Source organism: Streptomyces sp. NPDC001851, assembly GCF_040297165.1.
Taxonomy (GTDB): domain Bacteria; phylum Actinomycetota; class Actinomycetes; order Streptomycetales; family Streptomycetaceae; genus Streptomyces.
This window is the reverse complement of record NZ_JBEOYR010000003.1, coordinates 349,701-364,146: the sequence shown is the minus strand read 5'-3', so window position 1 is coordinate 364,146 and position 14,446 is coordinate 349,701. Positions and strand designations below refer to the sequence as shown.

Annotated in this window: 12 protein-coding genes; 2 read left to right on the top strand and 10 right to left on the bottom strand. The window is 68.8% G+C overall.

Features of this window, described 5'->3' with window-relative positions; genetic code table 11:
* Nucleotides 1–95: 95 nt before the first annotated feature.
* Nucleotides 96–4,061, top strand: coding sequence for a type VII secretion protein EccCa (gene eccCa, locus ABT171_RS06610; RefSeq protein WP_351240472.1), 3,966 nt, complete (start codon nucleotides 96–98; stop codon nucleotides 4,059–4,061).
* 191 nt (nucleotides 4,062–4,252) lie between these two features.
* On the opposite strand, the gene ABT171_RS06605 is transcribed toward eccCa, so the two are convergent.
* The 7 genes from ABT171_RS06605 to ABT171_RS06575 form a co-directional block, all read right to left on the bottom strand.
* Nucleotides 4,253–4,630 (bottom strand): hypothetical protein, encoded by a 378-nt coding sequence (locus ABT171_RS06605; RefSeq protein WP_351240470.1) that lies wholly within the window; start codon nucleotides 4,628–4,630, stop codon nucleotides 4,253–4,255.
* Between the two features lie 146 nt (nucleotides 4,631–4,776).
* The gene (locus ABT171_RS06600; protein WP_351240468.1) at nucleotides 4,777–5,274 is read right to left on the bottom strand and encodes a hypothetical protein; all 498 of its coding nucleotides are present in this window, start codon (nucleotides 5,272–5,274) and stop codon (nucleotides 4,777–4,779) included.
* Between the two features lie 28 nt (nucleotides 5,275–5,302).
* A complete protein-coding gene (locus ABT171_RS06595) occupies nucleotides 5,303–6,601 on the bottom strand; it encodes a hypothetical protein (RefSeq protein WP_351240466.1) in 1,299 nt (432 codons plus the stop codon).
* 29 nt (nucleotides 6,602–6,630) lie between these two features.
* Nucleotides 6,631–6,951, bottom strand: a complete 321-nt coding sequence (locus ABT171_RS06590) for a hypothetical protein (protein ID WP_351240514.1) — start codon at nucleotides 6,949–6,951, stop codon at nucleotides 6,631–6,633.
* A 236-nt stretch (nucleotides 6,952–7,187) separates the two neighbouring features.
* Nucleotides 7,188–7,493 carry a WXG100 family type VII secretion target gene (locus ABT171_RS06585; RefSeq protein WP_351240464.1) on the bottom strand — a complete coding sequence of 102 codons (306 nt, stop codon included), beginning with the start codon at nucleotides 7,491–7,493 and terminating at the stop codon, nucleotides 7,188–7,190.
* Between the two features lie 23 nt (nucleotides 7,494–7,516).
* Nucleotides 7,517–7,855 carry a WXG100 family type VII secretion target gene (locus ABT171_RS06580; RefSeq protein WP_351240462.1) on the bottom strand — a complete coding sequence of 113 codons (339 nt, stop codon included), beginning with the start codon at nucleotides 7,853–7,855 and terminating at the stop codon, nucleotides 7,517–7,519.
* A gap of 78 nt (nucleotides 7,856–7,933) precedes the next feature.
* The gene (locus ABT171_RS06575) at nucleotides 7,934–9,100 is read right to left on the bottom strand and encodes a S8 family serine peptidase (RefSeq protein ID WP_351240512.1); all 1,167 of its coding nucleotides are present in this window, start codon (nucleotides 9,098–9,100) and stop codon (nucleotides 7,934–7,936) included.
* Between the two features lie 1,365 nt (nucleotides 9,101–10,465).
* Here ABT171_RS06575 and ABT171_RS06570 point away from each other — a divergent pair.
* Nucleotides 10,466–11,002, top strand: a complete 537-nt coding sequence (locus ABT171_RS06570; protein WP_351240460.1) for a hypothetical protein — start codon at nucleotides 10,466–10,468, stop codon at nucleotides 11,000–11,002.
* On the opposite strand, the gene ABT171_RS06565 is transcribed toward ABT171_RS06570, so the two are convergent.
* From ABT171_RS06565 to eccB, 3 genes are all read right to left on the bottom strand, one after another.
* Nucleotides 10,975–11,412: a DUF2563 family protein gene (locus ABT171_RS06565; protein ID WP_503074091.1), complete on the bottom strand. Its 438-nt coding sequence runs from the start codon at nucleotides 11,410–11,412 to the stop codon at nucleotides 10,975–10,977. The genes ABT171_RS06570 and ABT171_RS06565 overlap by 28 nt on opposite strands.
* 142 nt (nucleotides 11,413–11,554) lie before the next feature.
* The gene (gene mycP / locus ABT171_RS06560) at nucleotides 11,555–12,814 is read right to left on the bottom strand and encodes a type VII secretion-associated serine protease mycosin (protein WP_351240456.1); all 1,260 of its coding nucleotides are present in this window, start codon (nucleotides 12,812–12,814) and stop codon (nucleotides 11,555–11,557) included.
* A gap of 11 nt (nucleotides 12,815–12,825) precedes the next feature.
* Complete coding sequence (eccB, locus tag ABT171_RS06555) at nucleotides 12,826–14,352, bottom strand: type VII secretion protein EccB (RefSeq protein WP_351240454.1); 1,527 nt, start codon at nucleotides 14,350–14,352, stop codon at nucleotides 12,826–12,828.
* Nucleotides 14,353–14,446 lie beyond the last annotated feature (94 nt).

The following is a 14,446-nucleotide window of genomic DNA, read 5'->3' as shown; positions in this document are numbered from 1 at the left end:
ACTCGTGGAGTCAGTAGGATCACGCGGCGGCCTGCGTCCGTCCATCAACGGGGGGCGGACCTCATCCTGAGGCCCGGCAAAGGAATTGGGGAGCAGTGAGTCACATCGTCGTGAAGCGCCCGCCTCGGGCGCTGCCGTCCGAAGTGCCCACGGAAGAGGTCGTTCTCCAGCCTCCCCCGGAATTGCCCCGGGGGCAGCACGAGAGCGTCCTCATGCAGTTGCTGCCGACGCTCGGCATGGGTGGCTCGGTCGTCTTCTTCTTCACGAACGGACAGCCGTTCATGAAGATCATGGGCATGGTGATGATCGCGTCCACGGTCGCCATGTCCATCGCGATGGTGGTCCGCTTCCGGCGCGGCTCCCAGGGCCAACTCGCCGACGTACGACGCGACTACATGCGGTACCTGTCACAGGTCCGGCATGCGGCGGTGATGACCGCGAAGGTGCAGCGCGATGCCCAGTACTACCTGCACCCCTCACCCGAACAGTTGTGGGCTCTGGTCGCCGAGGGCAGCCGGGTGTGGGAACGCCGTCCAGGCGACGAGGACTTCGCCCAGGTGCGCATCGGACTGGGCGCCCAGGAACTGGCCACGCCGCTCGTCGCCCCCGAGACCGGCCCGGCCGGCCGGCTGGAACCGCTCACGGCGGGAGCCGTGCAGCGTTTCCTCGACGTCCACGGCAATCTGAACGACCTGCCGATGGCCGTGTCACTGCGCGCCTTCTACCACGTCACCGTCAGCGGTGACGCCGAATCTGTCCGCTCTTGCGTCCGTGCCCTGACCGGCTCGCTGGCCGCGCTGCACTCTCCGGGGGACCTGATCCTCGCCGTGGCGGCCGCACAGGACACGCTTCCGCAGTGGGAGTGGGCCAAGTGGCTGCCGCACGCCCAGGCGGACGGTGCCATGGACGGGGCGGGCGCCCGCCGGCTGATCGGCCCGGACGCCCGCGATCTGGAAAGCCTGCTGGCCGACCGCCTCTCCGGCCGCCCGCGGTTCCACCCGGGCGCCGCGCCGCTCCTTGAGGAGCCCCACATCGTCATCGTCCTCGATGGTGTCTCCCTGCCGCCGGACTCCGCCCTGGCCAACCTCGAAGGGCTCCAGGGCGTCACGGTCATCGAGGTCGTGCCCGGCGAACTCGCCGCCCTCCGCGGTGACCTGGCGGTCGTGGTGCGGCCCACGACCCTGCGCCTGGAGTCGTCGAGCGGTGAGGTCTACGAGGGCACGCCGGACGCCCTGTCCTACGAGTCCGCCGAAGCCCTCGCCCGGCAACTGGCCCCGCTGCGCCTCGCCTCCGGCGGCGACGACGACGAACCACTGCTCGCCAACCTGGAGTTCACCGACCTGCTGAACCTCGGGGACGCGGCGTCCGTCGACCCGCGGCGCACCTGGCGGCCGCGCGGACTCGCCGAGCGACTGCGCGTACCGATCGGTGTCGGCGTGGACGGCCGCCCCGTGATGCTCGACCTCAAGGAGGCCGCGCAGGAGGGCATGGGCCCGCACGGCCTGTGCGTGGGAGCCACCGGCTCCGGCAAGTCGGAACTGCTGCGCACGCTGGTGCTCGGGCTGGCGGTGACCCATTCCTCGGAGACGCTGAACTTCGTCCTCGCCGACTTCAAGGGCGGTGCGACCTTCGCCGGCATGGCGCAGATGCCGCACGTGGCGGCGGTCATCACCAACCTGGCCGACGACCTCACCCTGGTCGACCGCATGGGCGACTCGATCCGCGGCGAGCTGAACCGCCGCCAGGAGATGCTGCGCGACGCGGGCAACTACGCCAACATCCATGACTACGAGAAGGCTCGCGCCGCCGGCGCTCCGCTCCAGCCGATCCCGTCCCTCGTCCTGGTGATCGACGAGTTCAGCGAGCTGCTGACCGCGAAGCCGGACTTCATCGAGATGTTCGTGCAGATCGGCCGTATCGGCCGTTCGCTGGGCGTGCACCTGCTGCTGGCCTCGCAACGTCTGGAGGAGGGCCGCCTGCGCGGCCTGGAGACGTACCTCTCGTACCGGATCGGTCTGCGTACCTTCTCCGCGGCCGAGTCCCGCGCGGCCCTCGGCGTCCCCGACGCCTATGAACTCCCCAACGTCCCGGGGTCCGGATTCCTGAAGTTCGGCACGGACGAGATGGTGCGGTTCAAGGCGGCGTACGTCTCCGGCGTGTACCGCTCCGGGAACAGGCAGACCGCATCGGCCGGGGGGCCGCTGCCCGTCGACCGACGGCCGGTGCTGTTCACCGCCGCGGAGGTGCCCCTGCAGTACGCATCGGTGCCGCAGCAGCGCAAGGAGCCGACGTCACCGGTCGACGACGCCCTCGCGGACACGGTGCTCGACGTGATCGTGCGCCGGCTGGAGGCACAGGGGCCCGCCGCCCACCAGGTGTGGCTGCCGCCGCTGGACAACCCGCCCTCGCTGGACGGGCTGCTGCCCAAGCTCACGGCCGTACCGGAACGGGGGCTCACGCAGCCCGGCTACGAGGGCGCCGGACGCCTCGTCATCCCTGCGGGCCTGGTCGACAAGCCGTACGAACAGCGCCGTGAGCCGCTGTGGCTCGACTTCTCGGGTGCCGCGGGCCATCTGCAGATCCTCGGTGGTCCGCAGTCCGGCAAGTCCACGCTGCTGAGGTCCCTGATCTGCTCCTTCGCGCTGACGCACACGCCGCACGAGGTGCAGTTCTACGGCCTGGACTTCGGTGGCGGCGGCATGGCGGCGGTGAGCGGCCTGCCGCACGTCGGCGGGGTCGCCTCCCGGCTGGACCCGGAGCGGGTGCGGCGCACGGTGTCGGAGGTGTACGGCGTCCTCGTGCGCCGCGAGGAGTACTTCCGGTCGTCGGGCATCGCCTCGATCGCGGACTACCGCGCCCGGCGGGCCCGCGGTGACATCTCGGTCACCGACCAGCCGTGGGGCGACGTGTTCCTGGTGATCGACGGCTGGGGCAACTTCCGTGCGGACTACGACAGCCTGGAACCGGCCATCCTCGACATGGCGTCACGCGGCCTCGGCTACGGCATCCACCTGATCCTTACGGCATCACGTTCGATGGAGGTCCGGGCCAACCTCAAGGACCATCTGATGAACCGCCTCGAACTGCGGCTCGGTGACACCATGGACTCCGAGATCGACCGCAAGGTGGCGGCGAATGTTCCGGCAGGGGTGCCGGGTCGCGGTGTGTCACCGCAGAAACTGCACTTCATGGCGGCGGTGCCGAGGATAGACGGCCTGACGTCCGACACGGACTTGGCCGACGCGACGGCGGCCCTGGCGGCCGAGGTCTCCCGGCACTGGCAGGCGCCGGGGGCGCCGCAGGTCCGGCTGCTCCCGCGGGAGCTCCCCGCCGGGCAACTGCCGCCGGGGGACCGCTTCCCGCAGCACGGCGTCGCCTTCGGCCTCGACGAGGACAATCTCGAACCCGTCTTCGTCGACTTCGAGCAGGACCCGTTCTTCCTGGTCTTCGGCGAGAGCGAGTCGGGCAAGTCGAACCTGCTGAGGCTGCTCATCACACAGCTGACGCAACGCTATTCGGGCGACGAGGCGAAGTTCTTCGTGGTCGACAACCGGCGGTCCCTGCTGGACGTCACACCGGCCACGCATCTGGCCGAGTACATCCCGATGTCCAACGCCATGGACCACCACATGGTGGCCCTCGCCGACCTGATGAAGCGACGCACGCCCACCGCCGACGTCACGGCGCAGCAACTGCGGGAGCGGAGCTGGTGGCGGGGTCCGACGGTGTACGTGGTCGTCGACGACTACGACCTGGTGTCGACGTCCAGCGGAAACCCGTTGGGCGGTCTCACCGAGCTGCTGCCGTTCGCCCGTGATGTCGGCGTGCGGTTCATCATCGCGCGGTCGACGGCGGGGGCGGGGCGGGCCTCGTTCGAGGCGTTCATGCAGCGGATGACGGAGCTGGGCGCGCAAGGCGTGGTCCTGGCCGGTGACCCGAGCGAAGGGGACCTCCTCGGCGGGGTACGGCCACGGCCGATGCCCGCGGGCCGGGGTGTCTTCGTCTCGCGGAGGCGGGGGAAGATGCTGGTGCAGACGGGGTTGGTCAGCGTCGACTGCTGAGTGAGCCGCGGACGCTCGGCGGTCACGGCGGTCGAGGGGTGGGGGGCGGACGAACGGGTCCGCCCCCCACCTTGCCCCCTCGACGGTGGGGACCGCGGCGGACGGCAGTGACGACGATGGCCGTGGCTCCTGCGAACGCGGTGAACAAGCCGCGGCCGTGACTCCGTGCGTCCAGGCTCACCGGCGTCCGGTCACAGCTTGAACACTCCGCGCCAGGTCCATCCGGCTTCGAGGACCGTTTTCCGAAGGGGGTCCCGCATGGTCCGCGAGTCGAACTGGATGACCTTGTGCCGACGGCCGTCCGGGCCACGCTCGTACGTCCACTGCCGCTGGACGTACGGTCCGCGACTCCACTGGCGCGACAGACCCCGCCGCGGGGGGTTGCCGACCAAGGCCACCTCCCGTACCTCGTCGAGGGCATGTACCTCACGCGTGGCGTGAACGAAGCGCATCCGGGTCTTCATGGTCCGCTCCACCTCGTTGGCGGAGAACGCGTCGCCGTAGTAGGGCAGCACCATCTGCCACTCCGCGACCAGGTCCGCCTTCTCCGCTCCCGAAGCGTTGCGCACGCGGAACGGCACCTCCGCCTCGTTGAGAGCGAGCAACGCGGCGCGAAGTTCCTGGGCGGGCCGCGGTACGACTCCGCTCTCGGGATACTTGGTGCCGGTTCGCCGATCCCGGTAGCGGGCCCAACTGTTCCGGAGGCGGCCCATCATCACGCCTCGGCCGTGGTGTCCGCGCGAACGGTGCGGACGAACTCCTGGAAGTCCGGCAGCACCGCGTCGTGCTGCGCCGCGGTGGCCGTCAGAGCCAGCCTGATCAGCGCGCGGCGGTGGGGGTCCTCGACGTCCACCAGGGAAAGGTACACCTGGGACTGGACGAGGTCGCGGCGCGCTTGCCCGACGAGGGCCGAGAAGGCCAGCCTCTGGGTCAGGGCGGGCGCGTCGGCGGAGCCGACCTCGCGGCGGTCGGTCACCGTGACCGACTCGGCGGCCTCGTCCAGGCGCCTGGCCGACGCGTCGGCGAGATCGGCCAGTGTCACCCCGTCCAGGGGCAGCCCGCCGTCGACGGTGATGTTGGCAGCGAACCCTGCGTCCGGGTGGGGATGCACTGCGGCAAAGGCCACTCCGGGGTCGGCGGTCCCCTCGGGACGGGCGGGGAGCCAGCCCTCGGGCAACCGGAACTCGATCGGCACCGGCAGTGTCGTGGGCACTCAGGCCCTCCTTCCATGGTGGAACAGATCAGAGCAGCCCGCCGAGGGTGTCCTTGACGGAGCCGGCGAGATCACCGACCGCGTCAGCCGCGCTGTCGACGGCCTTGCCCAACTTGTGCGTATCGACGGTGATCTCGACTCCTCCACCCCCGCCCACGGCCGCTGCGGCGAACCCTCTGCCGCCGAACTTCCAGACACCGTTCTTGTGCTTCCAGCCGATCCAGGCATCGGTACCTTCACCGACCCCGGCTTCGGCCGACCCCCCGATACCGATCCCTGCGACCTCCACGCCGCCGGCAACGCTCTGCTTCGCCCCGTAGAAGGCTTTGACGCCGACGGTCGCCTCGTCCTTGGTCGCCTTGGCGGTGACGCCGACCTCGGCACCCGCGAATCCGTCCGTACGCCCGTAGACACCGCCCAGATCGCCGTAGTCCAACCGGACCTCCTCCAGGTCCCGTATTCCTATGGATGCCTCAGCCTTACCGCTGACGCCCTTGTCGCTGAATCCATAGTTCGCGGTGGCCCTGGCGCCGCCGTAGACGTCGCCTATCCCCGAAAGCTTCCAGGCACCGTCGGTGTGCGACCCCTTCCAGGTCAAGTGGAAGAGGTCCGCGTACACCTTGGCCGAACCCTCCTTGCCGTACTTGGGGTCGCCACTGACGCTGTAACCCACACCTGGCCCGGTCAGCTTGAATCCGCCGTTCCCGTCAGGCTTCGTGCCCACGTCCTTCTGTGGCGGGTACGCGGCGATGTTCCCCTTGGCCTGCCCGTTGAAGCCCCCCACGACACCGTCACCGGTGTCGCTGTCGACCACCACGGCCGTCAGGGCACGCTGGACGTCCGCGTCGGCGTCGCCGACGTCCTTCACCCTCTGGTCGATGAGCTGCTGCCAGGAGCTGACGGACTTGCGGACGCTGTCCTGATAGTCGGGGTCGTGCACCCAGGCGGTGCGCTCGGCCTTGCTCAGCTTCTCGGTGTCGAAGGACACCACACCCTGGTCGGACACCTTCATGCCCGCCTTCACGGCGTCCTTGCGGGCCGATTCGAGTTTGCCCCGCAGGCTCGTGAACTGCGTGTGCGCTTCGCGGAGAAGGGAGGCGACGGCCTTGGCCTCGGTCTGGGCCCTCTGGAACTCTTTCAGAGTGACCTGGAACCGGGCGCTGGCGGCCGCCACGCTGAGGCCCACCTGCGTCAGGGTGATGCCGTGCACGTCACGCTTGTAGGCGAGTTCCTGTGCATGGAACTTCTTCGCCATGCCGTCCCAGCTGTCGGCGGCCGTGGTGAGCGCGGACAGGTCCGTATTCATGATCTCGTGGTAGGTCGGCATGCTTTCCCCGTTGTGTGTGCCTGTTGCCGTCAGAGCCGGTCCAACGCGGAGATCCCGCGAAGGCCGGAGCCCACGCCGATGTCTGTGCCGTGTTGCAGCGTGGCGTTGCCCCGCAGCGCGGACTTCTCGTACGACAACCGGTTCATCAGGTTGCCCACCTGGTGGCCCCACGTCTCGTGGGCGCTCTTGAGGGCTGCCGACGTGAGCCAGCCGTCTCCGTCCTTGGGCTGGAAGGCCTTGACCGCTGTGTTGGTGTCGTGGTCCGCCGCGGCCCCGGCGTCCTTGGTCTGAGGTTCGATGTCCGTCTCGATCTTCTGGGCCGCGGCTCGGTTCTGGGCCGGAGAGGACACGAGGTCCAACTGCCCTCCGGCCAGCCCGGAAGGTCCTGCGGCCCCTGTCTGATCGGCCGGAAACTGGTTCAGCCGCATGCCGACAGGGTGTGCGCTGCCGGCCGCGTGCGCTTGTGATGACTCCGTCACGGACAATCGCCCCCGTATGTGCTCAGTTGACCTGTCGCGCCAAAGTGAGAAACGGGGGTGGGCACCTCCCGCGCGTGCCCACCCCCGCTGTCATGACTGCGCGTGCCTCACTCGAAGTAGCTGGCGCCCTTGAGGTCGCCGCCGCGGTAGTCACCGCCGGCGGCGTGGACGCGCTGGGTGATCGAGAGCAGCGCCTGGTGGATGCCGTTGGCGTGCTGGTCCCACTTCTTCGACTTGCGGTGGAAGGCTTCGTACGCCTCGCCGCCCCAGCCTTCGGCCACGTCGAGAACGCCCTTCTTCAGAGCAGTCAGGTCGTCCTCGAGCTGCTTGGCCACGTTGCCGAGCTCCGTTGCCAGCGCGTCCAGGGTGCCGTACTTGACGGACAGGTCCTGGTAGTGCGGTGTGCCGGTCATGTCTTCCTCTTCCTTTGGGTCCGTCAGTAGAGATTCAGTGCCGAGGTGTTCCCGCCGGCGTCAACCTCGATCTTGGTGATCGTCGAGTGGAGCTCGTCCTCAAGCTTGTGCTTGTCGCTCTTGTTGAGGCTGATGCCGTCGAGGAAGTCCTCGAGCATGTGCCCGATGGCTGCCATGTGCTGGTTGATCTCGTGCTGCTTCCCCTTGAACGCGTTGGCTCCGTGCCCCGTCCAGTTGGCCTCGATCATGTCGATCGTGCCCTGGAGCCTGCCGAGCTGCTTCTTGACGGACTCGTACCGGTCGATGACGTTCGTCTGGAGCTTTTGTGCGTGATCGTCATGAAACTTGCGGCCATCAGCCATTTCGGCACTCCCCTTCGTGAGAGCTGTACTTCGTCTTTTCTGAGCGTCACCGGGTGGTGACGCCCTTCCTGTGAGTCGTCAGGCGCGTCGTCGTGACCGGATGACGGCGAAGGCCGCGCCACCGATCACCAGGAGCGCGGTGACCGCGCCTATGGCCACCCAGGGCATGGATCCGTCGGAGGACTTCGACGCTGCTGCGGTCGCCGAAGACCCGTCGCCCGAGGAGGGCTTGGCGGGCGACGACGAGGATGCGGAGCCAGAAGGTGAAGCCCCTGCGCTGCCGGAGGAGTTCTCCTTGGCCAGCGGGTCGACGTTCGCCGGGCCCGGGTTGTAGTGGGGGTTCTCCAGAACCTTGCGCGGTCGGAGGAGGCCGTAGCCGAGGTAGTTGCTGGGCGTGTCCTTGGGCCAGTCGCGACTGGCGGTGTCGATCAGCGAGCGGAGCACCTGGTCGGCGGTCCAGTTGGGGTGGGCGGACCAGATGAGGGCGGCGGAGGCGGAGGCTACGGCGGTGGCCATGCTGGTTCCGTTGCCGTGATGGCAGTACGACCGGAAGGTCGCGTCACACCATTCGGGTACGTCGACACCAGGGGCGGCGAGATCGACGTAGCGCCCGTGGGTAGAGAACTTACCCACCGTCCCAGTCTTGTCGGAGGCAGAGACGCCGACGACATAGGGATACGACGCCGGGTACAGGTTGTTGTTCGTGGACTGGGCGTCGTTGCCAGACCCCGCGAACATCAACTTCCCCTTGGACGCGGCATACTTCACTGCCGCCTTTTCGTCGTCATCGCTGATGTCTCCACCGAACGACATGTTGATGATCTTGGCGTCGCTGTCTGCGGCGGCTCGGATCACCGCTGCGAGTTTCGGGGCTTTCTTTATCTCTGCCTTGCTCTTCAGCTGCTTGAGCGCGATCCGGTAAGGCACGATCTTCGCACCGGGAGCGAGGCCCTTCAGGCCACCGCCGTCACCCGTTCCCGCGATGATTTCGGCCATCGTCGTGCCATGGCCGCCGTAGTCCTCGGTGGCCCCGTAGGCGACCGATTTCGGCACCTCGTCGACCAGTACCTGGCCCTTCAGGGAGGAGGTAGCCGGACTGACACCTGAGTCGATGACGGCGACCTTGACGCCCTTGCCGGTGCTCACCTTCCACATCTGGTCGGCCTTCATGGCCGACAGGTACCACTGCTGCGACTGGACGTCGGCGGCCGCCGCACCGGGGGCCAGGCCCACCGGCAGAGCCATCAGTGCGCCGAGTGCTGCGCACACGGCGGTCACTCGTCTTGTGCTCGCTGACAACATGCCTCTCGTACGTCCTCGCTTCATCGGGTTCTACTCGGTCTCCGGCGCCTGCTGCCGACGCGACGGCTTCCTGCCGCCGTCCCGAGCGGAGCCTCGCTTGACCGTGGAAGTGCGGCTCATGGCGTTCTCATCGGAGGCGCGACCGCCCTTCTTGGCCACCGACGCGTTGCCGTTGGAAGTTCCGACCACGCCACCTGTGGGCGACACAGACCTGCGCGATGCGTCTGCTTCGCCGACTTCCTGCTCGGGCACCCTGATCACCCCGCGCTGCCCGGGCCGCTCCGCGGCTCGCGGGTTACGGGAAGCGGTCTCACCGCCGACGACCGTGCCACGTGGCACCCTGGTGCCGTTCACGGCTTGCGCGGGTGGCTGGGTCGGCCTCCCGCCGATGACACCGCTGGTCCGCGCTGCGCCGGCCGGGCCCGTACCACCCACGCGCTCGGTGGGCACGCCTACGGTCCTGGGCGTTCCGCCGACGACACTACGACCGACCGGGGCCTCGCCCACAGGCGCCCTGCCCACAGGCGCCCTGCCCACAGGCGCCCTGCCCACGGGAGCCTCTCCCACGGGCGCCTTGCCCACGGGGCCCCTGCTCACCGGAGCCTCACCCAACGGCGCCTTGCCGACGGGGGCCCTGCCGACCGGCGACGGCCCACGCGTCCCCACCTGGCCGGGCACGGCAGGCCGTGCCACGGGACCGATACGTCCACGTCCTGTGCCACCACCGACTCGCGCCGATCCATCGACAGGAGGAGCCATGCGCGGCGGCATCGAGATGGGACCCCCAGGACCGCCCACTCGGCCGGCCCCGACGGGCAATCCCACGCTCGGAGGCATGGGGCCCGTGGGGATGGGCGGAATCGGTCCTCCACCGCCGCCACCCGGGGCAGGTGCAGCCGGCGGTGTGGCAGGGACCGGCTTGATGGTGTCCGGCGGCAGTGTGTTGACGCTGTCGATGTCCGTACCCACGTGCCGAGACGGGTCCGCGCCACCGTCCGGTGCCGTGTGGACATCGTGCAGCTTCTTGACGGGTTCCAGCGTCTCTCCCGCACCAGGAGCGGCCGGGGGAGCGACGGAGTGATGTCCGGCTGTTCCCCCGCGCGAGGCCTCGGGCGTCCGGGCCAGAGAAGTGGTCTTCTGGCCTTTGTCGTCGGAAATCCATCCGCCCGTGGGCGTCGCCGGCCGCGGCACCCCCATCTCCGGCATCTTCCCGAACCCGGGCTCCTGATCGGCCCCGGCCTGCAACGACTTTGTGCTCACCGCGTAGTAGGACGCCAACCGGTTCATCTGGTTGATCGCTTCCTGGCGGTGCTTCTCGACCTGCAGGGCCTCCTGGTAGTCCTTGTTGCCGGCGACCCGGGTGACCACGGGGAAGTCGTCGAGGCTCTTGGGGAGCAACCGGGTGTCGCGGGGCGGCATGGAATTGCGTACGGAGGTGAGTCCGGTGCTGACCGCGGTGATCTGCGAACCCACGTTCTCCACGTGGTCCGCGAAGGTGTAAACGCTGGAGACGAAGCCGGAGGCCCACGTGTGGAAAGCGGTGGCTGCCTCACCGTGCCAGTCGACCCGGCCTATGTGTGCGAACAGTTCGTCGGCGGCGGCAAGGATCGCGTCCCGGGCGTCCCAGAGGGCTTTGCCCACGTCCTCCAGATGCTCTGGATGCGCGAGGTCCACCATGTCCTTCATTTCGTTCAGCTGGTGCTTCTCGAAACTGGTACGCCCTTGGTGGATGCCCTCCGCGTCCGCGTCATGGATCGCGGCCTTGGCCAGCTCCCGTTCCAATTCGTAGCGATCCGGCTGGCTTTGGTGGCTTCCCATCAGTACCCCGTGTTGGCCTGGTTTTGATCGTTGCGCTTCTGCTGGTCGCTCTTCTGCGCCTCGGCCTGCTCGTCGATCTGCTCGTTGATCTCGGTCCGGATCTCGTGGAAACGACGCCGGAGGTCGTCCTCCAGCTTGTCGTACCCGATGTCCGCGCCGTGCACGGCGATCTGCATCGCCTCGATCTGCAGCAGCAGGGTCTGGGAGAGTGACCTGATGCGCTCGTGCACGGTGTGGTACTGGCTGTGGAGGTCTGTGGCCTCGGCGAACTCGCCCTTGCCGCAGAACGCGGCAGGGGTGAGCTTGTGCATCGCCACCTTCTTCGGGCTGCCCGGCGAACGCTCGAACGTGTCGAGAAGGTGGTCCACCCGTGATTTGAAGGTCTTCAGTGCATCCAGACCGCGCCTCAGGTCGCTCCCGCCCCCGTCAGGCAACACCTTGCGTCTCCCCCGTTCCTCTCCCCTGCCCGGTACAAGCGCACTCCCCGAGCATTCGTTTTCGCAATGCAGCCACTCTAGTCAACGGAACTGACACCCCCAACTGACTTGTGTGACAACTCTGCTACTGCCGTTCGACCCTTCACGCATCCTTCACGGCTGCGGCCTCGCCCGCGCCGGCCATCGCCTTCCTGCGCGCATCGCGGACCGCCACCGCCGCCCCACCGAGGGCGGCCACCAGTACGACCACGCCCACGGAGACATACGTCGCCAGGCGGGCGTTGCGTTCGTCCGCCGTCTCGCCGAGTTCCAGCCGGGCCGGGGTCGGAGCCTCGGCCCGGCTGAGGCCCTCGTGCGGCACGGGTGTCTCGATCGGGTGGTCGTCCTCCGTGAGAGCCCTGACCGGGTCCACCACGCCCCAGCCGACCAGGCGGTCGTGGCCGTCGATGGAGCGTTCTGCCGTCTGCTCGATCTGGGCCACGACCTCCCGGGCCGTCCAGTCGGGGTGCTTGGCCTTGATGAGGGCGGCCACGCCCGCCACGTACGGCGCGGAGAAGCTCGTACCGTTGTCGGAGCAGTGGCCGCCCTTGGGTACCGTCGAGATCATGTCGACACCTGGGGCGGCGACGCCGACCCAGCTGCCGGACTGGGAGAAGGCCGCACGTTCGTTGTTGCGGTCGGAGGCGGCGACGGCGAGGACTCCTTCGTAGGAGGCGGGGTACGTCGGCTTGACGTTGCCGTCGAGGCCGTCGTTGCCCGCCGAGGCGACCACGACGATCTTGTGGTTCAGGGCCTCGTTGATCGCGTTGTGCAGGTCGTCGCCCGGCGGCAAGGCGTTCGCCGTGTCCTGGGAGATGTTGATGACCTGGGCCTTGACCGCGATCGCGTGCCTGATCGCCTTGGCGAGGCTGGCGGCCGTGCCATGGCCTTCGGCATCGTTCTGCTTGATCGGGACGATCGTGGCCTCGGGGGCCAGGCCGACGAAACCGGTGCCCTTCATGGGGCGGGCGGCGATGATGCCCGCCACGCGCGTGCCGTGGCCGACCGTGTCGGTCGTGCCGTCCTGCTTGCCCACGTCGATCTTCTGGCCCTTGTTGTCCTTGGTGGGCAGGTAGTTCGCGCCCGCGGACGCGTCCACGGCATGGGTCAGCTGGGGGTTGGCCGTGTCGACGCCCGTGTCGATCACGGCCACCCGCACGTCCTTGCCCTTGGACTGGCTCCACAGTTCGTCGAGGTTGACGCGCTGCAGGGCCCACGGTGTGCCGGTGTACTTGTGGTTCTCCTTGGAGAACGTGCACTGGTCGGACGCGGAGTCCGCGGTGGCCACCGGGGCCGCCAGCAGGGAGGCGGTGATGGCCAGTGCCGCCGCCAGGGGCGTACGGGTGCGCAGTGTGGACCGCATCGGCGTACCCCTCACGAACCCTGCGGCTGGCGGGCGTCCGCCGTCGACAGGCGCGGGCCCGTCGGCAGGAACTCCGACCAGGCGGCGGGGATGGGCGCCGGATTCACGTCGGCGTAGCCGAGGTGGGTCTGCGCCAGCTTGGCCTCGGTCTGCAGTTGCTTGCGCTGCGTGGGGGTGATGCCGATGCCCTTGTCGTCGGTGGCGCTGTCGTCGTTGGACTGCAGGGCGTAGCGCAGGCCGGTGTCGGTGACCAGGAAGACCGGGCCGTCCTTGGTCGCGGTGCCCTGGAACTGGCGGTAGAGCTGGCCGGAGCCGGCGGTGACGTACGCGCTGGAGGAGCCGGTGGGCAGGACCGCCGGGAAGTCCTTGCCCGCCCAGGTGGTCAGGGTGGTGGCTCCGTGGTCGGGGTCGACGTGGTTGAGGACGTTGCACACCGTGTTGCGGCTGCCGTCGGCCGTGGAGGCGTCGTTGACCGCGGTGGTTTCCTCGGTCGGCCAGTTGTACTGGGAGGCGAACGGCTTGCCCCGGCTGATGGCGCCCGCGCTGACCTCCTTGGGGTGCCCGGCCTGCCCGAGCTTCACGAGGTCCTTCTCGACCAGGAGCAACTGGGCGACGAAACGGGAGACGGGGGCGACCCGGCCGGGCAGCACCACGAAGTACTGCTCCTGTCGGTTGACCACTGCCCTGAGGACCATGCCGACGCGGTTGGCGTCGCCCAACTGGCCGGGGGCGTTCGCCTGGGCGCCCGGGACGCCCTCGATCGACGGGAACGTGATCGGGTCGCCCTGGTGCAGGGTGTCGATCCACGACCTGGTCACCTGCTGGGGCTTGCGGTCCGCGCCGACGAGGGTCTCCAGCAGGAGCCTGTTGGACGCGTCCACCGGATACGCCGTCCCCCGCGCGTCGACCACGTACTGCTTGCCGCTGCGGGTGGCGACGTAGAGGAGTTCGCCGCCGTGCAGCTTCTGCCCGGCGCCCTCGGTCTTGTCCTGGTCGCGCTCGGCCAGCACGAACGCGGCCTTCTGGACGGAGCTGCCGCTGCCGCTCGGCCGTTCGCACACGGCCCAGGTCTTGCCGGCGCCGGCCTCCTTCGCGGAGGGCAGCCGGTCGGGGGCGTAGGGGATGCCGATGGTGACGCCGTGCGGGATCTTGCCGTTGTCGAGGATCGACTCGTCGACGGTGACGACGTCGACGTCGCTCTGGCTGCTGAGGACGAGCTTGGCGGAGGCCATGTTGAGGACCGGGTGGAGCTGGACCCTGCCCTTCGTCTTCAGTACGACGTACCGAGTGGTGGACTTGCTGGCGATGATCACCTTTTGCCCGGGTGTGTCCCAGCCCTGCGGAGCCGTCGGCTTGAACATGCCCCAGGCTCCGAAGGCGGCGAGGACGACGGCGCCCACGACGGCGCCGGGCAGGATGGCACGCAGCGGTCGCGGCGCCCCCTCGTCGGAAGCGTCCGGCGAGGACTGCACGAACGAGGCCAGCATGCGGCGCTTCGCGAAGGTGTAGGCGTTGAGTTGGTCCCGCCGAGATGCCATCTGTGCCTGTTTCTCCCCGTGTCTCAGGCGGAGCGCGCCCGGGACAACGCTCCCCCGCCGTCCGTTGTCGGACCCGGCCCCTACTATGCCTGGT

What these genes read in the sequence shown, in the direction of transcription:
- ABT171_RS06595 (WP_351240466.1), bottom strand. Translation starts at nt 6,601, where the DNA reads ATGCCGACCTACCACGAGATCATGAATACGGACCTGTCCGCGCTCACC.
- ABT171_RS06585 (WP_351240464.1), bottom strand. Translation starts at nt 7,493, where the DNA reads ATGACCGGCACACCGCACTACCAGGACCTGTCCGTCAAGTACGGCACC.
- ABT171_RS06580 (WP_351240462.1), bottom strand. Translation starts at nt 7,855, where the DNA reads ATGGCTGATGGCCGCAAGTTTCATGACGATCACGCACAAAAGCTCCAG.
- ABT171_RS06575 (WP_351240512.1), bottom strand. Translation starts at nt 9,100, where the DNA reads ATGGCTCTGCCGGTGGGCCTGGCCCCCGGTGCGGCGGCCGCCGACGTC.
- mycP (WP_351240456.1), bottom strand. Translation starts at nt 12,814, where the DNA reads ATGCGGTCCACACTGCGCACCCGTACGCCCCTGGCGGCGGCACTGGCC.
- eccB (WP_351240454.1), bottom strand. Translation starts at nt 14,352, where the DNA reads ATGGCATCTCGGCGGGACCAACTCAACGCCTACACCTTCGCGAAGCGC.